Source organism: Sphingomonas sp. Leaf25 (assembly GCF_001421635.1).
GTDB lineage: Bacteria > Pseudomonadota > Alphaproteobacteria > Sphingomonadales > Sphingomonadaceae > Sphingomonas.
On sequence record NZ_LMKU01000012.1, the window covers coordinates 516130 to 537274 of the forward strand.

A 21145-nucleotide genomic window follows, 5' to 3' on the forward strand; every position below is an offset into this window, starting at 1 on the left:
AGCCTGCCCGATTTTCAGGCAGTTCCCATGACCCTCGCTCCCATCCATATCGGTGATGTCGTGATCGACACGCCGGTGATCCTCGCGCCGATGACCGGTGTCACCGACCTGCCGTTCCGCAAGATGGTGCGGCGGCATGGATCGGGCCTCAACGTCACCGAAATGATCGCCAGCCAGGCGGCGATCCGCGAGACGCGCCAGTCGATCCAGAAGGCGATGTGGGACCCGGCGGAAGAGCCGGTGTCGATGCAGCTCGTCGGCTGCACGCCGTTCGAGATGGGCGAGGCGGCGAAGCTGGCCGAGGACAAGGGCGCGGCGATCATCGACATCAACATGGGCTGCCCGGTGCGCAAGGTGACGAACGGCGATGCCGGATCGGCGCTGATGCGCGACCTGCCGCTCGCCGCCGATCTGATCGCGGCGGTGGTGAAGGCGGTCGACGTTCCCGTCACCGTCAAGATGCGGATGGGCTGGGACCATGCAAGCCTCAACGCCCCCGAACTGGCGCGCATCGCCGAGGATCTCGGCGCGCGGATGGTCACGGTCCATGGCCGCACCCGCAACCAGATGTACCGTGACACCGCCGACTGGGCGTTCGTCGCCAGCGTGAAGGACGCGGTCAAGGTGCCGGTGATCGTCAACGGCGACATCTGCTCGGTCGACGACGCCCGCACCGCGCTGGCGCAGTCCGGCGCGGACGGGGTGATGATTGGGCGCGGTGCCTATGGCCGGCCGTGGCTGCTGGCGCAGGTCATGGCCGCGCTGTCGGGCGGGGCCGAACCAGCCGATCCGTCGATCGAGGAGCAATATCATCTGATCGTCGAGCATTATCACATGATGCTCGACCATTATGGCGAGGAAACCGGCGTCAACATGATGCGCAAGCACATCGGCTGGTACACCAAGGGGCTGCACGGATCGGCCGAGTTCCGCAACAAGGTGAACCAGCAACCGGACGCCCGCACCGTCCTTGCCATGCTCGCCGATTTCTATGCGCCGTGGTGCTCGCGCGCGGCGGCCTGAGCGCCGCCGAGGGCGCGCCGCCGTTCGCCGATCTGTTCGCGGCGCTGCCCGTCGCGACGATCGTGCTGGACGAGGCGGGCTGCGTCGCCCACGCCAACAGCGCCGCCGAACTGCTGCTGAACCTCTCCGATCGCTCGATGCGCGGGTTGTCGCTGTCGCAGATCATCACGCTGCCGCCGGGCTATGGCGATCAGCGCGACGGACATGGTTTTGCCAGCTACGAATGCGAGTTGCGGTTGCGGCGTGGGGGCAGGCTGCGCGCCGATTTCCACGAAACACCGGCCGGGCACGGATCGCCGTGGCGGATCGTCATGCTCTATGGCCTGCGCGCCATGCCCGCCGCGCCGCGTGCCGCCGGGGCACGGGCGGCGGCCGGAGCGGCGGCAATGCTCGGCCATGAGATCAAGAACCCGCTGTCGGGCATTCGCGGCGCGGCGCAGTTGCTGGCCGACGAGGTCGACGACCGTGGCGTCCTGACCGACCTCATCATCACCGAGGTCGATCGGATCGCCGCGCTGATCGACCGGATGGAGGATTTCACCGACGCCCGCCCGCGCGAGCTGACCGTGCAGAACATCTATCCGGTGATCGCCCATGCGGTGCAGCTCGCCACCGCCGGCTTCGCGCGCGGCATCGTGATCGAGGAGCGGTTCGACCCGTCGCTGCCGCCGGTGCGGATCGATCGCGATGCCTTTGTCCAGGTGCTGGTCAATCTGCTCAAGAACGCCGCCGAGGCATTGGCGGACACCCCCGATCCACGGATCGTGGTCGGCACCGCCTATCGCCACGGCATGTCGCACGGCGTCGGCGGTGGCGCACGGCGGGCGGTGCCGATCGAGCTGAGCGTCGGCGACAACGGCCCCGGCGCGCCGAGCGACATCGCCGGGCATCTGTTCGAACCGTTCGTATCGGGCAAGCGTGAGGGCAGGGGGTTCGGCCTGCCGATGGTGGAGAAACTGATGGCGGAGATGGGCGGAACCGTGGGCTATGCGCGCGAGGGCGATCCCGAATGGACCATATTCCGTATCCGGTTGCCGCGCGCATGACCCAACCGGCGCGTATCCTGCTGTGCGACGACGATGCCGCGATCCGCACGGTCGTGGCGCAGGCGCTCCGCCGCGAGGGGCATGTGGTCCAGTCGGTCGCGACCCTCGGGCAGTTGCGGGCGCAGTTGCGGGCCGAGGCGCCCGACGTGCTCGTGACCGACGTGGTGCTGCCCGATGGCGACGGCCTCGAACATGCGACTGCGCTCGCCGCCGAAATGCCCGACCTGCCGGTCATCGTGCTGTCGGCGCAGAACACGCTGACCACGGCGGTCCGCGCGACCGAGGCGGGAGCGTTCGACTATCTGCCCAAGCCGTTCGACCTCGACACGCTGGCGCTGGCGGTGCGCGGCGCGCTCGCCCGGCGGCGGCGTGGCCCCGACGAGGCACCCGTCGATTCGATCGACGCATCCCTGCCGCTGATCGGCCGGTCCGCTGCGATGCAGGACGTGTACCGCGTGATCGCCCGCGTCGTCGCCACCGACCTGACCGTGCTGGTGACGGGGGAATCGGGGACCGGCAAGGAACTGGTCGCCCGGGCGATCCACGATCTCGGTCGCCGTGCCCGTGCGCCGTTCATCGCGCTCAACATGGCCGCGATCCCGCGCGAACTGATCGAGGCCGAACTGTTCGGCCATGAACGCGGCGCCTTCACCGGTGCGGCGCAACGATCGGCCGGCAAGTTCGAACAGGCGGCGGGCGGCACGCTGTTCCTCGACGAGATCGGCGACATGCCGATGGACGCGCAGACCCGGCTGCTGCGCGTGCTGCAATCGGGCGAGTTCACCAGCGTCGGCGGCGCGCGGGTGATCCGTGCCGACGTGCGCATCGTCGCGGCGACCAACAAGACGCTGGCGGCGCAGGTCCAGTCGGGCCAGTTCCGCGAGGACCTGTTCTACCGGCTGAACGTCGTGCCGATCGCGCTCCCACCCTTACGCGAACGACGGCAGGACGTGGCGCTCTTGGCCCGCCATTTCCTCGACCGCGCCGGGCAGGAAGGGCTACCCCGCAAAACGCTGTCGGCCGAGGCGCTGGCGCTGCTCGAGGCGCATGACTGGCCCGGCAACGTGCGCGAACTCGAAAATCTGATGCGGCGGCTGGCGGTGCTCGGCCGTGACACGACGATCGAGGCCGGCGAACTGCGCGGCGCGCTGGGCGAGGGTGGCCTGCGTCCCCCCGCCGTCGACATCGACCTGCACGAAGCGGTACGCGGCTGGCTGCGCCGCATCGCGCGCGAGGAGCCGGTGACGCTGGAAAACGGCACGCTCTACGACCGGCTGATCGCCGATGTCGAACGCCCGCTGATCGAAGCGATGCTCGACCGCCACGGTAACAACCAGTTGCGCGCGGCCAAGGCGATGGGGCTGAACCGCAACACGCTGCGCAAGCGGCTCGACGATCTGGGCATCGATCCGGCACTGCGCCCCTATCAGAACGAACGATAACGCACGTAAGCGATTTGACGTGCGTTGCCGCGCGAATGTTGTAAAACGGCAACTATGGTTGCAGCGTTGATGGAAGCGGATCGCGCCCCACGCAGTTCGGCGCGCTGGTTCCCGGCGATCGAGCTGATCGTGCTGGCCGTGGCGCTGGCGATCGGCATCGGCAGCTATTTCCTGATCGACGGCACGCAGGACGCCCGCAAGAGCCTGCCGCCACCCGAACAGATGGCGGGGTTGCTGGTCGCCAACCTTATCCCCGCGATGGCGTTGCTGGTGCTCGCCGGTCGCCGGGTCGCGATGCGCCGCGCGGCACGTTCCGAAATCGGCGGCACCGGTACGCTGCACGTCCGGCTGGTCGCGCTGTTCTCGATCCTCGCCAGCGTGCCGTTGCTGCTGGTGACGGTCGGCGCGTCGTTCGGGTTTCAGGTCGTCGCCGAATTCTGGTCGTCCGAGCGCGCGCGCGGCATTTTCGAGAATGCGCAATCGGTCGCCCAGTCGTCCTACAATGATTTCCTGAACTCGGTCGATGCGCAGAACGTCGCGGTCGCGTCCGACATCCAGCGGATGCTGTTCGTCAATCGCTACAAGCCGTCCGATCCGATGTTCGGGATCATCTATCAGCAGAGCATCAGCGCGCGCGGCCTGACCGATTCGGTGCTGTTCGAAATTCCGGCCGACGGCCGCCCCGTCTCGCTCGCCTCCGCCTCGATTTACGAGGGGCCGCTGCGCTGGAGCATCGATCCACGATCGGTGACAGCGCTGGGCAAGGGCAAACGCAGCGACGTTCGCGAACGTGACGGCATGGTCCAGTCAGTGACGCGAATCCCCAACACACCCTATCTGCTCTATTCGGGGCGCGATCTCGACCTCAAGACCTATACCGACCGGCGTGATCGTACCCGGGCGATCCTGTCGGATTACAATGCGTTGCTTGATCGGTCGCGCGTCGTCCAGTTGCGGCTCTATGTCGCGCTGTTCGTCGTGTCGTTGCTGATCGTCGGGCTGGCGGTGTTCGTCGCGCTGGCGGTCGCCGACCGGCTGGTCCGCCCGGTCGGCGCACTGGTCGGCGCGGCACGGCGCATCGCCGACGGCGATCTGACCGCGCGCGTGGCCGAACCCGGCAAGCGCAAGAAGGACGAGATCGCCACGCTCGCCAGCGCGTTCAACAGCATGACCGAACGGTTGCAGGAACAGACCGGCGAGCTGGTTGCGGCCAATGCCCAGATCGACAGCCGCCGCGCCTTGATCGAGGCGGTGATGTCGGGTGTCAGCGCCGGTGTGGTGTCGGTCGGGCGCGATGGTACGATCCGGCTCGCCAACAGCTCGGCGACGGCGCTGCTCAAGACCGGTCCGGCTCCGCTCGCCGGCCGGTCGCTGCGCGAGGTCGCCCCCGAGCTCGATCAGTTGCTGGCGGGCGACAAGCAGGACGCGACCATCCAACTGGCGGCGGCGGGCGAGGCCAAGACGCTCGCGGTCCACATTACCCGCGACGACGGCCAGCATATCCTGACCTTCGACGACATCACCCAGCAATTGCTCGACCAGCGCCGCGCGGCGTGGTCCGACGTGGCGCGGCGGATCGCGCACGAGATCAAGAACCCGCTGACCCCGATCCAGCTTGCTGCCGAGCGGCTCCAGCGCCGCTATGGATCGAAGCTGATCGCCGACGACGGCACCTTCGCCCGCCTGACCGAGACGATCGTCCGGCAGGTCGGCGACCTGCGGCGGATGGTCGATGAATTTTCGTCGTTCGCGCGGATGCCCAAACCGGTGTTCCGCAGCGAATCGATCACCGAACTCGCGCGGCAAAGCCTGTTCCTCCACGAAGTCGCCCATCCCGAAATCGACTTCGTGCTGGAAAACGACGGCCCGGCCACCCTTGTGTGCGATCGGCGGCAAATGGCGCAGGCGATGACCAACATCGTCAAGAATGCGACCGAAGCCGTTGCCGTACGCGGAGAAAATGCACCGCGTGGCCGCATCGCGATCGACGTTCGGGTGATGGCGAATGGCCATCTGCGGATCGACACCAGCGACAACGGCATCGGCCTGCCCGCCGAGCGCGACCGGATCGTCGAACCCTATATGACGACGCGCAAGGGCGGCACCGGGCTGGGGCTGGCTATCGTCCGCAAGATCGTCGAAGAACATTTCGGAACCATATCGTTCGTCGACCGTCCCGGAGGAGGGACGATCGTTTCCATCATCCTCGACCCCGTGATGCTCGCCGCGCTGGCGAACGACGACGGGGTGGCGGACGACAATGTGCAGGAGGTTACGACGCGCCACCCCATGCTTACCCGGACCGGATTTACGTCATGAAACTCGACATTCTCGTCGTCGACGACGAAGCCGATATTCGCGAACTCGTCGCCGGTGTGCTGGAGGACGAGGGCTATGACACACGCAGCGCCGCCGACAGCGACGCCGCGCTGGAAGCGGTCGCCGCCCGGCGTCCGTCCTTGGTGCTGCTCGACGTCTGGCTTCAGGGGTCGCGGCTTGACGGGCTGGAACTGCTCGACGAACTGAAGGCGCGCGATCCGTCGCTGCCGGTGCTGGTCATCTCGGGGCATGGCAATATCGATACCGCCGTGTCGGCGATCCGCCGCGGTGCGGTGGATTTCATCGAAAAGCCGTTCGAGGCCGAGCGGTTGCTGTTCCTTGTCCAGCGTGCGACCGAAACCGAACGGCTGCGGCGCGAGGTCGCCTCGCTGCGCGCCTCCGCCGGGCGTGAGGACGACCTGACCGGCAGTTCGACCGCGATCAACGCAGTGCGCGCGACGTTGAAGCGGGTTGCCGGCACCGGCAGCCGCGTGCTCATTACCGGCGGGGCGGGGGTCGGCAAGGAAGTCGCCGCCCGGCTGCTCCATGGCTGGAGCCAGCGCGCGCAGGCGCCGTTCGTGGTCGTCAGCGCGGCGCGGATGACGCCCGAGCGCGTCGACGAGGAACTGTTCGGCGTCGAGGAAGCCGGCAATCTCGTCCGCCCCGGCCTGCTCGAACAGGCGCATGGCGGCACCCTGTTCCTCGACGAGATCGCCGACATGCCGATCGCGACGCAGGCGCGCATCCTGCGCGTCCTGACCGATCAGAGCTTCTCCCGCGTTGGTGGAACACGAGTGGTGAAGGTCGATGTCCGGGTCGTCTCGGCAACGGGGCGCGATCTGCAACAGGAGATCGTCGACAGCAATTTTCGCGAGGACCTCTACTATCGGCTGAACGTCGTACCGGTACAAATCCCGTCGCTGGCCGAACGCCGCGAGGATATTCCGCCGCTCGTCGAGCACTTCGTCGCGCATTACGCCGCCGAACGCCGCGTATCGACACCTGAGGTGGCGGCCGATGCGATGATCGCGCTGCAAAGCTATGAATGGCCGGGCAACGTCCGCCAGTTGCGCAATGTGGTAGAGCGGACCGTCATTCTGGCGCCGGGCAACCGCATCGCGCGCATCGACATCGACCTGTTGCCGCCCGAAGTCCTCGGGTCCGCCGGAGATGGCACTGGCGGCGCCAGCAACAGCGCGATCATGGGGTCGCCGCTGCGCGAGGCACGCGAGTCGTTTGAGCGTGAATATCTGCGAGTGCAGATTCGGCGGTTCTCGGGCAATATTTCGCGCACCGCTACGTTCATCGGCATGGAGCGATCGGCATTGCACCGGAAGCTCAAGCTGTTGGGGATCACCGAAACGCGCGGCGACGAATAGCGTATTACTGGACATTGCCGCCGCGTTCCCGGCATCCTATTTTGCAATTCCGCACCAAAGGGGTGCGGCAATCCGGCGTCGGATACCGGCGCTATGCGGAATAAGAGTTCCGCCAAGAACAAGGGCAAGCCATGGCCGACAGGCAGGGGTCACTTCAGGACCTGTTTCTCAATTCATTGCGCCGGTCGAAGACGCCGGTCACGATGTTTCTCGTCAAGGGCGTAAAGCTTCAGGGCATCGTTACGTGGTTCGACAATTTTTCGGTGCTCCTGCGTCGGGATGGACAGTCGCAACTCATCTACAAACATGCAATTTCGACGATCATGCCGTCCGGTCCCGCCGATCTTGCGTCGGTGATCGAGGCTGCGGCCGACCATTCGTCGAAGAATGCGCCGTTGCAGGAAATCTTTCTCAACGCCGTTCGCAAGGCACGTGAGAATGTCACGATGTTCCTTGTCAACGGGGTGATGCTGCAGGGGCAGATCGCGGCGTTCGACCTGTTCTGCATGTTGCTTCAGCGCGACGGCATGTCGCAGTTGGTCTACAAACATGCGGTATCGACAATTCAGCCGGCCAATCCGTTGAACTTGGCCGAAGAGCAGGCATTGGGAGCAGACGAGGCTTGAGTACCGGTTTCGATCGCGACGCGCAGGAATTCACCCGGGGTGCCAGCGCGATCGTCGTCCTGCCCGACATGGGCGGGTCGGTGCGTGATGCCGATGCCCGGCTGGAGGAAACCGCCGGCTTGGCGCTGGCGATCGGTGTCGAGGTCCGGCACCGTGTACCGTTCCGCGTCCGCGCGCCCAAGCCCGCGACGCTGATCGGCAGCGGACAGGTCGATCAGCTCGCTGCGATCGTGCGGGACGAGGACATTCAGCTTGCCGTGTTCGATGCAGCACTGACGCCGGTGCAGCAGCGGAACCTCGAAACCGGGCTTGGCTGCAAGGTGATCGACCGGACCGGGCTGATCCTCGAAATCTTCGGCGAACGCGCGCGGACCGCCGAAGGACGCCTGCAGGTCGAGCTGGCACATCTCGACTATCAGGCCGGTCGGCTGGTGCGAAGCTGGACCCACCTGGAGCGGCAGCGCGGTGGTTTCGGCTTTCTGGGCGGTCCGGGCGAAACCCAGATCGAAGCCGATCGCCGCCTGATCCGCGACCGGATGGCGCGGCTGCGGCGTGAACTCGACGGGGTTTCGCGGACGCGGACGCTGCACCGCGATCGGCGGCAGCGCGCGCCGTGGCCGGTCGTGGCGCTCGTCGGCTATACCAACGCTGGTAAATCGACGCTGTTCAACCGGCTGACTGGGGCAGGGGTGATGGCAGAAAATCTGCTGTTCGCCACACTCGATCCGACGCTGCGACAAATATCGTTGCCGGGAATCGACAAGGCGATCCTGTCCGATACGGTGGGCTTCGTCTCCGATCTGCCGACCCAGTTGGTTGCGGCGTTCAAGGCGACGCTGGAAGAAGTCGTGTCCGCCGACCTGCTGATCCATGTCCGCGACGTGGCACACCCCGATACCGACGCGCAGGCGGCCGATGTCGAGGCGGTATTGCGTGAGATCGGTGTGGACGAAACCACGCCGCGCATCGAGGCATGGAACAAGCTCGACCTGCTCGATGAGGATACTCGAATCGAAATGGTGGGGGAGGCGGCGCATCGCGATGACGTCGTCGCGCTCTCGGCGCTGACCGGGGAGGGGGTCGATCGCCTTGTCCGCACGGTCGGTGACCGGTTGACGCAGGGGCATCGCCGCTTCCGTATCGCACTGGCGCCCGAGGATGGCGCAAGCGCCGCATGGCTTCACGCGCATGGCGAAGTCGTCGATCACTGGATCGACGGGGAGCGGGCGCTATACGACGTGCGCATGGCGCCGGCGGACTATGACCGGTTCCTGACCCGGTAGGGCGGGGCCGGGGAGTCCGTTAGAGTCCGAAAACGACCCGTTGGGAGTCGCTGAACAGGTTTCGGAATGCTACCTATCTTTCCGAAGCCACGTGACTCCAGCGGACGTTTTTTCGCGGACTAATTGAGATCGGGTGTCAGGGCAGGGAGGCAAGCCGTTGTTTTGCTTGCACCCATGCAGCTTCCTGTTCCTCCAGCGATCGTTCGGCGAAGTGCGGATCGCCGGCTTCCATCGCTGCAAAGCGCTGTTCGAACTTGGCGTTGGCGGTGCGTAACGCTGCCTCCGCATCGATGCCGAGATGCCGCGCCCAGTTGACCACCGAGAACAGCAGGTCCCCGACCTCCCCGACGCGATCGTCGGGTGCGGCCGTCTCCACCTCGCGCAATTCCTCGTCGATCTTGGCGCGCGGCCCCGCCGCGTCGGGCCAGTCGAAGCCGACCCGTGCCGCCCGCTTCTGCAACTTTTCCGCCCGACTGAGCGCTGGCAGGCCCAGCGCCACACCTGCCAGCGCACCGGTTGCTCCGGCTTTCGTCGCGCGTTCGGCGGCCTTGATCTGTTCCCACATTGGTTGGCCGCCGGTGGTGGCATCGCCGAAGATATGCGGGTGGCGGCGTTCCATTTTTTCGCTGATCGCGGTGACGACGTCGCTGAGGTCGAACAGGCCGGCTTCCTCGGCGATGCGGCTGTGGAAGACGACCTGGAGGAGCAGGTCGCCGAGTTCGTCCTTCAGATCGTCAGGATCGCCACGGGCGATCGCGTCTGCGACTTCATAGGCTTCCTCAATGGTATAGGGTGCGATCGTCGCGAAGCTTTGCGCGCGGTCCCATTCGCAGCCATTCACCGGGTCGCGTAGCCGGGCCATGATCGTGACGATCCGTGCCGTTATATCCGTCATTCCGCCAGTCCGATAATTAACATTATGTAAAATTACTGGCTTTGGTTCGAAAAAGTCGAGTTGCCGATATTCAACTTCGAACTTCCCTCGAGGATCAGCGTGCCGCGTTCCACCCGCCAGCCATCGAGGCGTGACAGGAAGTTCATGCCGATCACGTCGAACCGGCCGAACGTCGGCGAGATCACCACGCCGAGGTCGCGCGTTTCCAGACCGCCGAGCCGGACGGTTTGCGCAACGCCGCGTTCGGCGCGGATCGCGCCGTTGGCGGTGTTGAGCAGTACCGGCGGGCTTCGGCGCGGTTCGATGCCGGCGGCGCGTGCGGTGTCGTCGGAGATCGCGGTGATCGTCGCGCCGCTGTCGATCAGCATGCGTCGTTCGACGCCGTTCAGCCGGACGGTTGCCCAGTAATGGCCATCGGCCGAGGCGCGGATGCGGACAGTGTCGCCGTCGACGGTCTGTTCGGCGCCGCCGATGCGTTCGTTGAGGCCGGCGAAGGCCGTGGCGATCCGGTCGCGCTGGGCGATCACGACATAGACGATGCCGACGATGACGATCCAGCCGACGACAGCGCGCAGCACGTCGCCGATCGACGGACGCCGCGCGATCAGCGATGCCAGCGGCAGGACCAGCATCGCCAGACCGAAGATCAGCCAGAGCGTCCGGTCGTCGCTCACAACAGGACTTCCAGCCCGTCGTAGCCGGGCTCAATGCCCGCCGGCAGCGTTGCAGCGAGCGTCGCATAGTCCATCGAATGGTCCATGTGGATCAGGATCGACCGCCCTGCCCGTACGTCCTGCGCGAAGTCGATTGCCTCGGCCAGCGACGGATGCGTCGGGTGCGGTTTGATGCGCAAGGCGTCGACGACCAGCACGTCGACACCTTCATACAGGCTGCGCATATCGTCGGTTACGGCGCTGAAATCGGTGGCATATCCGATTGAATGGCCGCCGGTATCGAAGCGTAGTCCGGCGGACAGGATCGAGCCATGCGGTTGGTCGGTACAGCGTACCCGAATCGGCCCGACCGTCATGTCGTCGGGCAGCAGCGCGCCGGTGATCGTCGGGCGATAGCCCGCCCTGCCCGCGAACGCATAGTTGAACCGCGCCTTCAGGCTGTCGAGCGTGTCGGCGCGGGCATAGCCCCGGACCGGTTCGCCGCGATTGTGGAACAACTGCCGCAGATCGTCGATGCCGTGACAGTGATCGGCGTGGTCGTGGGTCCACAGCACCGCATCGACATCGGCGACATCGGCCGCCAGCAACTGCTCGCGCATGTCGGGGCCGGTGTCGATCAGGATGCGGGTGCCGTTCGCCTCGATCAGCGCCGAGACGCGGGTGCGGCGGTTGCGCGGGTTCGCCGGATCGCAGGCACCCCAGTCGTTGCCGATGCGCGGCACCCCCGAGGACGTTCCCGATCCGAGGATGCGCAGCTTCACGCGCGGGTTTTCGCGAACAGGCGGTGGAAATTGTCGTAGGTCGTCTCGGCGAGCGTGTCGGCATCCTCGCCGCGCAGATCGGCCAAGAACCGGCAGGTGTCGGCGACGAACGCCGGTTGGCCCGGCTTGCCGCGATGCGGCACCGGGGCGAGGAACGGCGCGTCGGTTTCGATCAGCAACCGCTCGATCGGCAACGACCGCGCAACCGCCTGCAAATCCTGCGCGCTCTTGAAGGTGACGATGCCCGAGATCGAGATGTAGAAGCCGAGGTCGATCGCGGTGCGGGCCAGCTCGGCGCTACCAGTGAAACAATGGAGGACGCCGGGAAAGGCCCCCTTCCCCAGCTCGTCGCGCAGGATGTCGGCCGTGTCGGCCTCGGCATCGCGGGTGTGGACGACGATCGGCAGCCCGGTTTCACGGCAGGCGGCGAGGTGGGCGCGGAAGCTCGATTGCTGGGCGGAGCGGTCGCTATGGTCGTAGAAATAGTCGAGGCCGCTTTCGCCGATGCCGACGATGCGCGGGTGCGCGGCGCGTTCGACCAGTTTGGCGGTATCGATATGCGGATGCTGGTCGGCCTCGTGCGGGTGGATGCCGACCGTCGCCCAGACATCGGCCTCGCGCTCGGCGGTGCCGACCACCGCGTCCCATTCGCTCTCGCGGGTCGCGATGTTGAGCATCGACGCGACACCGGCGGCGCGGGCGCGGGCAAGAACCTCGCCCTGCTGTTCCGCGACGCCCTTGTAGTTCAGGTGGCAGTGGCTGTCGGCCAGTTTCATGCGGCGGGGGCTTCCTCGATCGTCAGTCGGGGAAAGATGGGGGTCGGCGGTGCGATGCGAAAGCCCTCCGCCTGTGCGGCCGCGTACCAGCCATGGTCGCCGAGTAGCGCGTGCGGGGTTTCCCCCTGCCCCAGTTGCGCCAGCAGCTTCGCGGCGGACGCGGGCACGACCGGATAGATGGCGACGGCGAGGTCACGGATCGCGCGGACCAGCGTGCCGAGGACGGCGTGCATCCGGTCGGGATCGGTCTTGCGCAGCGCCCACGGGGCCTGCACGTCGATATACTGGTTGCAGGCGAACACGCCGCGCATCCACGCCTCCAGCGCCTGCGACAGCGCAAGATCGTCGAACGCGCGGGCGAAGGCGGCGTTGGCGTCGGCGATGACGCCCAGCAGTTCGGCGTCGGCGGGGTCGCCGCGCCCGTCGGCGGGTAGTTCGCCGCCGAGGTTCTTGGCGATGAACGACAAGGTGCGCTGTGCGAGGTTGCCGAAGCTGTTCGACAGATCGCTGTTGGCGCGCGCGACGATCGCCTCGTCGGAGAAGGTGCCGTCATGGCCGAAGCTGATGTCGCGCAGCAGGAAATAGCGCAGCGCGTCGACGCCATAGAGTTCGGCGAGCTGCATCGGATCGACGACGTTGCCGGTCGACTTCGACATCTTTTCGCCTCGGTTGAGCAGGAAGCCGTGGCCGAACACCTTGTGCGGCAAGGGCAGCTTCGCCGACATGAGGAACGCGGGCCAATAGACCGCGTGAAAGCGGACGATGTCCTTGCCGATCAGGTGCAGCGCGGCGGGCCAATATTTGTTGGTTGCGTCCGGGTAGCCCGCGCCGGTCAGATAGTTGGTCAGCGCATCAACCCAGACGTACATGACATGGCCGGGGCTGCCCGGCACCGGCACGCCCCAGTCGAAGCTGGTGCGCGATACCGACAGGTCGGTCAGCCCGCCCTCAACGAAGCGCAGCACTTCGTTGCGACGGCTTTCGGGCTGGATGAAATCGGGGTTGGCGGCGTAGAAATCGAGCAGCGGCTGCTGGTATTTCGACAGGCGGAAGAACCACGTCTCCTCGGCGGTCCATTCGACCGGCGTGCCCTGCGGCGACAGGCGTACCCCGCCCTCGCCGTCGGTCAGTTCCTTTTCCTCGTAGAACGCCTCGTCGCGGACCGAATACCAGCCCTCGTAGCGGTCGAGATACAGGTCGCCGGCATCCTGCATCGCCTGCCAGATCGCCTGCGACGCGGCATAATGCTCAGGCTCGACGGTGCGGATGAAGCGGTCGCACGAGATGTTGAGTTTGCCCGACATCTCATGGAAATAGCCCGACATTTCATCGGCCAGGGCGCGGACCTCGACGCCGCGGTCGCGCGCGGTCTTGACCATCTTCAGCCCGTGTTCGTCGGTGCCGGTCTGAAAGAACACGTCGCGCCCCGCCTGCCGCTGGAACCGGGCGATGGCGTCGGCGGCGATCATCTCATAGGCGTGGCCGATGTGCGGCCGGCCGTTGGGATAATGGATCGCGGTGGTGATGTAATAGGGTTCGGACATAGCCGAGCGCTCTAGGGTCCTGCCCCAGAAACGGCAATGGTCGGGAGTCGATGCCATCTGCTTATCCAAGACGGATTCTGCATTGCTCCCCTCCCTGACAAGGGAGGGGCTGGGGGTGGGTTGGTTCGCGAGGAAGGGTGGGCGTTCCACAACCGGCCTACCCACCCCCGACCCCTCCCTCGTCAGGGAGGTGAGCAAATTTCGTCGATGTTTTGATTGACCTCAGCGATCCGCTGGCTGGGCCAAGCGCGCGATCAGGCCGGCCATTTCGAAGACGGTCGTCTCGGGCACCAGCGACAGCGCCGGGGCCATCGCGGCGAGGGCGCGGGCCTTGTCATAGGCGTCGAGTGCGTCGCGCAAGGCGGTGCCGGTGCGGTCTTTCGCACTCGACGCGATCAGCGCGGGGGCGCGGTCGAGGAAGGCGAGGTAGCGCGGGTGCGCGGTCTTGCCCGACAGCGCCTTGGCGAGCCGGCTGCGGGTGCGGTTGGCGGGATCGCCATCGGCGAGGATGCCGGCCAGATCGCGGTCGAGTGTGGCGATCGACAGCCCGGCATATTGCAGCGCGCGGCCGGGCGAGCCTTCGGCCGCCGCGACCAGCGCGGCGATTTCGTCGTCCGGCGTGTCGGGCAGGTGATCGCGGATCACCGCGCCGACGTCGTGATCGTCGAGCGGATCGAAGCGAAGCTGGCGGCAGCGCGAGCGGATGGTGGGGAGCAGCCGGCCGGGCGCGTGGCTGACGAGCAGGAACACCGTGCCGGGCGGCGGTTCCTCGAGGTTCTTGAGCAGCGCGTTGGCCGCACCGCGTTCGAGGTCGTCGATCGCGTCGATCACCACCACGCGCCGTTCGCCCGGTTCAAGCGAGCGGGCGAACAGCGGTTGCAGCCCGCGGACCTGCTTGATGACGATGCTGCGCGCGATGTCCTGATCGGGCTTGTCGGGGTCCTTGGGCAAGCGGACCAGTTCGCGATAGCCGTGGTGCGCGCTGGCGGCGATCATCGTTTCCGTGCGCTCGCGTCCCTCGCGGGCGGCGAGCAGGTCGATCGCGGTCTGGCGCGCGAAACTGGCCTTGCCGACGCCCTCGGGGCCGGTCAGCAGCCATGCGTGGTGGAGCGCGCCGCTGGCGGTCGCGGCGGCGAAGGCCGCGCGGGCGGCGGCGTTGCCGCGCAGGGTCATGGCAGCAGATCGGCGAGCGCTTCCATCAGCCGCGCGGTCACGGTTTCGGGCGCGCCGGCGGCATCGATCCGCCGGACACGGTCGGATTCGCTGGCGGCGATCCGATCGAAGGTGGCGACGACCGAACGATGGAAATCGCTGTCGCGCGCGGCGAAGCGGTCGGCATCGTCACCATCGCGTGCCTTGGCGCGGGCGTCGCCCTGCCCCTCTGGCAAGGTCAGCAGCAGCGTGCGATCGGGCAGGAGCCCACGCGATCCGAAAGCGTGGAGCGCGAGGATCGCCGCATCGTCGATCCCCTGCGCCCCCTGATAGGCGCGGGTGCTGTCGAGGAAGCGGTCGCACACGACCCAGCTTCCGGCGTCGACCAGCGGGCGGATGACCTTTTCGACGTGGTCGGCGCGGGCGGCGGCGAACAGCAGCGCCTCGGCATGCGCGCTCCAGCGGCGGACGTCGCCCTGCATCAGCAGATCGCGGATCGCCTCCGCGCCTTCGCTGCCGCCCGGTTCGCGGGTCAGCACGGCGTGGAGCCCGCGCGCTTCGAGCGCGGCGACGAGGGCGCGGGCCTGGGTCGACTTGCCGACCCCCTCCCCGCCTTCCAGCGTCAGGAAGCGCCCGGCGCTCAAGCGAACAGGCCGGTCAGCCCCGCCCAGACGCGGCCGAAGAAGCCGGCCTCGGCGACAGCGCTCTCGGCGACCAGCGGCATGCGCTGTTCACCGGTGTCGGGCGAGGTGATGACGAGGTCGGCGATATGCTGGCCCTTGGCGATCGGGGCCTTGATCGGGCCGGTGTAGACGACCTTGGCGGTCATCGGGCTGTTGGTGCCCGCCGGCATGGTGACGGTCAGCGCGCGCGGCGCGACCAGCCCGACCTGGTTGACGTTTCCCATCTGCACATCGGCGGTCTCGACCCGCTTGCCCGCCGCGACGATCGGGCGCGCGCGCCATGCGCCGAAGCCCCAGTTCATGAACTTGACCGATTCGCTCGCGCGCTGGTTGAAGCTGGTCAGCCCGGCGAGCACCATCACGAGGCGGCGGCCGTCCTGTTCGGCGGAACCGGTGAAGCCGTAGCCCGCTTCCTCGGTATGGCCGGTCTTGAGGCCGTCGGCGCCGCGCACCTTGCCGAGCAGCGGGTCGCGGTTCGCCTGGGTAATGGCGCTGCCGCTGCCCAGCGTCTTGCCCCAGGTGAAGTTTTCCTTGGAATAGAATTGCTTGTAGAGCTGCGGATGGTTCTGGATCGTGGCGGAGGCGAGCTTCGCCAGATCGCGCGCGGTGACATAGGTGCGGCCTTCGTCGGGCCAGCCGTTCGAGGTGCCGAAGTGGCTGTTGGTGAGGCCCAGTTCCTTGGCGCGCTGGTTCATCAGGTTGGTGAAGGCTTCCTCCGACCCGGCGATCTTTTCGGCGAGCACGACGCAGGCGTCGTTCCCCGACAGGACGACGATGCCGTAGAGCAGGTTCTCGACGCTGACGTTCTCGTTCACCGACAGGAACATCGTCGAGCCGGCCTGCGGCCCGTGCCATTTGCGCCACGTTTCGGGCGAGACGAGCGCGGTGTCGCTGAGTTTCAGATCGCCCTTCTTGATGAGGTCGAACGCGACATAGGCGGTCATCATCTTGGCCATCGACGCCGGGGGCATCCGCCGGTCGGCATCCTTGGCGAAGAGCGTCGCGCCCGACGACAGGTCGGTCATGAACGCGACCGGGGCCGGCGTCTCGAACGTAGGCGCAGCGGCGATGCCCGGGGTGGCGACGGCAAGGGCGACGATGCTCGACAGGGCGATTGTACGCATGATGGGATACGCTTCCGTTTGGACGTTAGTTTGGGGCGATCATCCGCGCGTCGCCGAAGCCGCGCCGGACCAGCGAGGCACGGGCGGTATCGGCGGCGGCGCGGGTGGCGAACGGGCCGGCCTGGACCCGGTACAGCGTGCCCGTGCGTCGCACAACGCCGCCGACCGAATTTGCCAGTTGTTCGGCGCGCGGACCGTCGGACAGCGCGGCAACCTGCACGAACCACTGGCCGGTTGCCGGGGCGGCGACGACGACGGGCGCTGCGGGGCGGAAGGGTTTGGGCGTGCGGGCGGGGGGCGAGACGCTCGCGCGCAGCATCTCGCGCGACGGGCGGGCGGTCGTCGGCAGGCGGCGGCGCAGCGCCACCAGCAGCGGCTGCGGCGCATCGAGCCTAGCGACCACGCCGCCGGCGCGCAGCACCGTCTGATCCTGCGGCGTGGGCGTGACCGGGCGGATGCGGATCGCGACCAGTGCAACGTCCGGCAGCCCGAGTGCAGCGGCGGCGGCGGGCGACAGGTCGGCGACACGGTCGGGCGGGAGCGGCGCACCGGCCCTCACCGCTGCGAGAATGATCCGTCCGGTATCGAGCGCGGTCACTTCGACGAAGCTGTCGGGGGCGAGCGAGCGATGGACGACGAACACCCCGCTCCCGTTGGTCCGCCCCGCCCGGCCGATGTCGTCGAGCCGTGCTTCGTGGACCGGTGGCGTGTCCTGCGCCCCGGCCGCGAGCGCGACGATCATCAGCGGCACGATCACCGCGCGACCTCGTCGGCCAGCAACCCGACCGACAGCGCGTAGAAATTGGAGCAGTTATAGTCGAGGATCACGCGGTAGTTGCCGGTCAGCAGATAGGCGGTGGCGCCGGGGCCATCGGGTTCGATCAACGTTGCCTGCACCGCGTCGTCGTAGCGTCGGCCGTCCGACGGGACGATGCCGAGCGAGCGCCATTCGCCGATCGTGCGCCACTGGCTATGCCGTTCGAACACGCGCGGGCAGCGCGGCGAGAGCGAGCGCGGCGTCAGGACCCCCCGGTCGAAGCCCGAAGGCACCGCGACCGCGAACCCCCATGGCTGACCGGAACGCCAGCCGGCGTTGAGGAAATAGTTCGCGATCGAGGCCAGCGTGTCGGCCTCGTTCGACCAGATGTTGGCGATACCGTCGCCATCGCCGTCGCGGGCCAGGCGCAGGTAGATCGACGGCAGGAACTGCGGATAGCCGAAGGCCCCGGCCCAGCTCCCCTTCAACCGGTCGCGCGGCACGCCGCGATCGATCATCTTGAGCGTCGCGATGAATTCCGGCTCGAACAGCGCGCGGCGGCGGCCTTCATAGGCGAGCGTCGCGAGGCTGCGTGGCAGGTCGAAATCGCCGGTGTAGCTGCCGTAATTCGTTTCATGGCCCCAGATCGCGACCATGATCTCCTCGGGAACCCCAGTTTCGCGCTCGATCGCCGCCAGCCGGCCGCGCTGCGCGCGATAGGCGGTGCGCCCGCGCGTGATCCGCGCGGTATCGACATGGCGCGCCTTGTAGGGCGCGAAGCGCGGAACCGCGCTGGTCGACGACGTGCCCGGCTGTTGCCGGTCGAGTTCGACGACGCGCGGATTGTAGGTGAGCGTCGGCAGCACCGAATCGATCGTCGCCTGGCGCACGCCCTCCGCCCGCGCGCGGACCGCCACGCCCTGCAAATACGCCTGAAACCCGCTTTCATCCTGTGCCGATGCCGATGCACCGGCCGTAAGGGCAAGAAGCGCGGCAAACCCCGTCCTGAAGATACGCATTACCCGGTCTCCCGCCATGGCGCAGTCTTGGCACAGGCGGCGGGGCGGATGAACCCCTCTTGTTTGCGACGGGGCTTGCGCGATACGCCGCACCGGTTCTAGGCAGCGCTGCGATCTGGAAGCGTGTCCGAGTGGTTTAAGGAACCGGTCTTGAAAACCGGCGAGCGGGCAACCGTTCCGTGGGTTCGAATCCCACCGCTTCCGCCATCGCTGCATGGCCGCGTGATGGTCAGGCCGGCGACGACACCGGCCGCACCGATCTCAGCAGCGCTCCAGCATCAGGGCGATACCCTGTCCGACGCCGATGCACATGAACGCCATGGCGTAGCGACCGCCGGTACGATGCAGTTCCTCCGCCGCCGTCATCGCGATGCGCGCGCCGGACATGCCGAGCGGATGCCCAAGCGCGATCGCACCGCCGTTGCGGTTCACCCGCGGATCGTCGGTGGCGATGTTCAGGTCGCGCAAGGTCGCGATCGCCTGCGCGGCGAAGGCTTCGTTGAGTTCGATGACGTCGAGCTGGTCGAGACGCACGCCGGTGATCCGGCACAGCTTGCGCGCCGCCTCGATCGGTCCTGCCCCCATGATCCGGGGCGCGATTCCAGCCGAAGCCATCCCCAGGATGCGCGCGCGCGGGATCAGGCCGTGGCGAGCGGCGGCGGCCCCGGACGCGATCAGCATTGCCGCTGCTCCGTCGTTCAGGCCCGATGCGTTCCCGGCCGTCACCGTACCATCGGGCCGGACGACCGGCCTGAGCCTTGCCAGCGCGTCGAGGCTGGTCGCGCGGGGATGTTCGTCCCGCGCGAAGACGATCGGATCGCCTTTGCGTTGCGGGATCGTGACCGGCACGATCTCGACGGCCATCCGTCCGCCGGCGATGGCCGCAGCGGCCTTTTGCTGGCTGGCCAGTGCGAAACGGTCCTGATCCTCGCGGCTTACCTGCCACTGGTCGGCAACATTTTCCGCCGTCTGCGGCATCGTATCGACGCCATAGGCCGCTTTCATCGCCGGGTTGACGAACCGCCAGCCGAGCGTCGTGTCCTCGACCTGCTGTGCGCGGTCGAAGGCGGTGCCGGCCTTGCCCATCACATAGGGCGCACGGGTCATGCTCTCGACGCCGCCGGCGATGACGAGGCCGGCGTCGCCACAGCGGATCGCCTGCGCCGCGCTGCCGACCGCGTTCAGCCCCGATCCGCACAGCCGGTTGATCGTGCCGCCGGGAACCATGTCGGGCAGGCCGGAGAGCAGCACCGCCATGCGCGCGACGTTGCGATTGTCCTCGCCCGCCTGATTGGCGCAGCCGAGCAGCACGTCGTCGACCGCTTCCCAGTCGACCGAGGCGTTGCGCTCGACCAGTGCGCGCAGCGGGATCGCCGCCAGATCATCGGCGCGGACGCCCGACAGCGCGCCATTCAACCGGCCGATGGGCGTGCGGATCGCGTCGCAGAGATAGGCGTCGGGCATCAGGCGTCCTGTTCGAGCATGGCGATGATCTTTTGCGCTTCGGCGAAACCGGTGTTCGCGGCGGGCACCCCGGCATAGATCGCGGTCTGCATCAGCACTTCCTTGAGCTCGTCGGTGGTGAAGCCGCCCTCGCGAAGCCCGGCGCGGACGTGCAGCGCGAATTCCTCCCACCGGCCGAGCGCACAGGTGATGGCGAGGACGAGGAGGCGGCGGGTCCGGTCGTCGAGGCCGGGGCGGCCCCAGATCTCGCCCCATGCGATGCGCGTAATCATCGCCTGGAAATCGGCGGTGAACGGGGTGCGCTTCGCGAGGCTGGCATCGACCCACGCATCGCCCAGCACCCGGCGACGGTTAAGCAGGCCGGCGTCGAACAACGTGTCGGCCGCCGCATTCACCGCGTCGTCACCGTCGAGGAAGCCGCGCAGCGCGCTCGCCAGCGCCGCCGGTGCCTCGATCGGCGGCAGATGCGCGCCTTCGATACCGACGTGTCGCGCGCCGGGGATGGTCAGGAGATGCTCGCCATGCCCGGCATAGGGGGTCGAGACGTCGAGCATCGCGGTCACGACCAGCGTCGGCACGGCGATCGCGGCGATCCGCCCGGCCAGCGCCATATCGCGGATCGCCGCGCCCGCCCCGGCATAGCCGGCATCGGCCTGTCGCACGATGCCGTCGCGCAGGGTTTCGGCGATCCCGGAATGGCGCGCCGCGAAACCGGACGACAGGAACCGCCCCACCGCCATGGCGGCGATGGCGGCGGTGCCCTGCGCGCGCACCGTGTCGATCCGCGTCTGCCACGCGGCGGGGTCCATCGTCGCCGAGGTACAGATCAGCGCCAGCGCCGACACCCGGTCGGCATGATCGAGCGCCAGTTGCATGGCGACCATGCCCCCCAGCGACACGCCCGCCACCGCCGCCCGTGCGATCCCGGCATCGTCCATGACGCCGACGACATCGTCGGCCAGCATCGACAGGCTGTAATCGCCGTCCGGCGCATCCGACCCGCCCGCCCCGCGCGTGTCGATGCGCAGCAGGCGGAAGGCGGGGAGCAGTAACGGGACGGTGCGGTCCCACAGCGACAGGTCGGTGCCGATCGAGTTGAGCAGCACCAGCACCGGTCGGTCGGCCGCCCCCTCCAGCCGCCAGTGCAGCCGCACGCCACCCCGAATCGTCATGGCCAT

18 protein-coding genes, 1 tRNA gene and 1 pseudogene are annotated in these 21145 nt (G+C 67.6%); 8 read left to right on the forward strand and 12 right to left on the reverse strand.

All coding sequences use genetic code 11. The features are described from left to right. Window positions 1-27: 27 nt before the first annotated feature. The 7 genes and pseudogenes from dusB to hflX all read left to right on the forward strand — a co-directional run bounded on the left by dusB (window position 28) and on the right by hflX (window position 9118). Window positions 28-1023 carry a tRNA dihydrouridine synthase DusB gene (gene dusB, locus ASE78_RS06985; protein WP_056494880.1) on the forward strand — a complete coding sequence of 332 codons (996 nt, stop codon included), beginning with the start codon at window positions 28-30 and terminating at the stop codon, window positions 1021-1023. Then, window positions 999-2069 carry a two-component system sensor histidine kinase NtrB gene (locus ASE78_RS06990; RefSeq protein ID WP_056494883.1) on the forward strand — a complete coding sequence of 357 codons (1071 nt, stop codon included), beginning with the start codon at window positions 999-1001 and terminating at the stop codon, window positions 2067-2069. The genes dusB and ASE78_RS06990 overlap by 25 nt, the downstream gene beginning before the upstream one ends. Continuing rightward, window positions 2066-3511 (forward strand): nitrogen regulation protein NR(I), encoded by a 1446-nt coding sequence (gene ntrC, locus ASE78_RS06995; protein WP_055757285.1) that lies wholly within the window; start codon window positions 2066-2068, stop codon window positions 3509-3511. The genes ASE78_RS06990 and ntrC overlap by 4 nt, the downstream gene beginning before the upstream one ends. Window positions 3512-3565: 54 nt before the next feature. Then, entirely contained in the window at window positions 3566-5830 is a 2265-nt protein-coding gene (locus tag ASE78_RS07000; protein WP_082467042.1) for a sensor histidine kinase NtrY-like, read from the forward strand. Then, the gene (locus tag ASE78_RS07005) at window positions 5827-7209 is read left to right on the forward strand and encodes a sigma-54-dependent transcriptional regulator (protein WP_056494889.1); all 1383 of its coding nucleotides are present in this window, start codon (window positions 5827-5829) and stop codon (window positions 7207-7209) included. The genes ASE78_RS07000 and ASE78_RS07005 overlap by 4 nt, the downstream gene beginning before the upstream one ends. A 122-nt stretch (window positions 7210-7331) precedes the next feature. Then, a pseudogene (hfq, locus tag ASE78_RS07010) lies at window positions 7332-7835 on the forward strand (RNA chaperone Hfq); the annotation flags it as partial. Next, on the forward strand, window positions 7832-9118 hold the full coding sequence (gene hflX, locus ASE78_RS07015; protein ID WP_056494895.1) for a GTPase HflX: 1287 nt from the start codon (window positions 7832-7834) through the stop codon (window positions 9116-9118). The pseudogene hfq and the gene hflX, both read left to right, overlap by 4 nt. 136 nt (window positions 9119-9254) lie before the next feature. Here hflX and mazG read toward each other — a convergent pair whose 3' ends face one another. From mazG to ASE78_RS07065, 10 genes are all read right to left on the reverse strand, one after another. Continuing rightward, a complete protein-coding gene (gene mazG / locus ASE78_RS07020; RefSeq protein WP_056494898.1) occupies window positions 9255-10013 on the reverse strand; it encodes a nucleoside triphosphate pyrophosphohydrolase in 759 nt (252 codons plus the stop codon). A 32-nt stretch (window positions 10014-10045) separates the two neighbouring features. Beyond that, complete coding sequence (locus ASE78_RS07025; protein WP_235514897.1) at window positions 10046-10687, reverse strand: TIGR02281 family clan AA aspartic protease; 642 nt, start codon at window positions 10685-10687, stop codon at window positions 10046-10048. Next, window positions 10684-11448, reverse strand: coding sequence for an MBL fold metallo-hydrolase (locus ASE78_RS07030; protein ID WP_056494900.1), 765 nt, complete (start codon window positions 11446-11448; stop codon window positions 10684-10686). Before ASE78_RS07030 ends, ASE78_RS07025 begins: the two co-directional genes overlap by 4 nt. Continuing rightward, entirely contained in the window at window positions 11445-12224 is a 780-nt protein-coding gene (locus tag ASE78_RS07035) for a TatD family hydrolase (RefSeq protein WP_056494904.1), read from the reverse strand. The genes ASE78_RS07030 and ASE78_RS07035 overlap by 4 nt, the downstream gene beginning before the upstream one ends. Next, window positions 12221-13768 carry a methionine--tRNA ligase gene (gene metG, locus ASE78_RS07040; protein WP_056494907.1) on the reverse strand — a complete coding sequence of 516 codons (1548 nt, stop codon included), beginning with the start codon at window positions 13766-13768 and terminating at the stop codon, window positions 12221-12223. Before metG ends, ASE78_RS07035 begins: the two co-directional genes overlap by 4 nt. Window positions 13769-13990: 222 nt before the next feature. Then, on the reverse strand, window positions 13991-14941 hold the full coding sequence (locus tag ASE78_RS07045) for an AAA family ATPase (protein WP_056494910.1): 951 nt from the start codon (window positions 14939-14941) through the stop codon (window positions 13991-13993). Further along, the gene (tmk, locus tag ASE78_RS07050; RefSeq protein ID WP_056494913.1) at window positions 14938-15564 is read right to left on the reverse strand and encodes a dTMP kinase; all 627 of its coding nucleotides are present in this window, start codon (window positions 15562-15564) and stop codon (window positions 14938-14940) included. The genes ASE78_RS07045 and tmk overlap by 4 nt, the downstream gene beginning before the upstream one ends. Then, the gene (locus tag ASE78_RS07055) at window positions 15561-16727 is read right to left on the reverse strand and encodes a D-alanyl-D-alanine carboxypeptidase family protein (RefSeq protein ID WP_055756213.1); all 1167 of its coding nucleotides are present in this window, start codon (window positions 16725-16727) and stop codon (window positions 15561-15563) included. Before ASE78_RS07055 ends, tmk begins: the two co-directional genes overlap by 4 nt. A 25-nt stretch (window positions 16728-16752) precedes the next feature. Next, window positions 16753-17484 (reverse strand): SPOR domain-containing protein, encoded by a 732-nt coding sequence (locus ASE78_RS07060; RefSeq protein WP_056494916.1) that lies wholly within the window; start codon window positions 17482-17484, stop codon window positions 16753-16755. Continuing rightward, window positions 17481-18503, reverse strand: a complete 1023-nt coding sequence (locus tag ASE78_RS07065) for a lytic transglycosylase domain-containing protein (RefSeq protein WP_235514898.1) — start codon at window positions 18501-18503, stop codon at window positions 17481-17483. Before ASE78_RS07065 ends, ASE78_RS07060 begins: the two co-directional genes overlap by 4 nt. A 117-nt stretch (window positions 18504-18620) precedes the next feature. Between ASE78_RS07065 and ASE78_RS07070 the strand changes: the two genes are divergently transcribed. Continuing rightward, a tRNA-Ser gene (locus ASE78_RS07070) sits at window positions 18621-18710 on the forward strand. Window positions 18711-18764: 54 nt separating this feature from the next. On the opposite strand, the gene pcaF is transcribed toward ASE78_RS07070, so the two are convergent. Beyond that, entirely contained in the window at window positions 18765-19967 is a 1203-nt protein-coding gene (gene pcaF, locus ASE78_RS07075; protein ID WP_056494923.1) for a 3-oxoadipyl-CoA thiolase, read from the reverse strand. Next, window positions 19967-21145, reverse strand: coding sequence for a 3-oxoadipate enol-lactonase (gene pcaD, locus ASE78_RS07080; RefSeq protein ID WP_056494926.1), 1179 nt, complete (start codon window positions 21143-21145; stop codon window positions 19967-19969). The genes pcaF and pcaD overlap by 1 nt, the downstream gene beginning before the upstream one ends.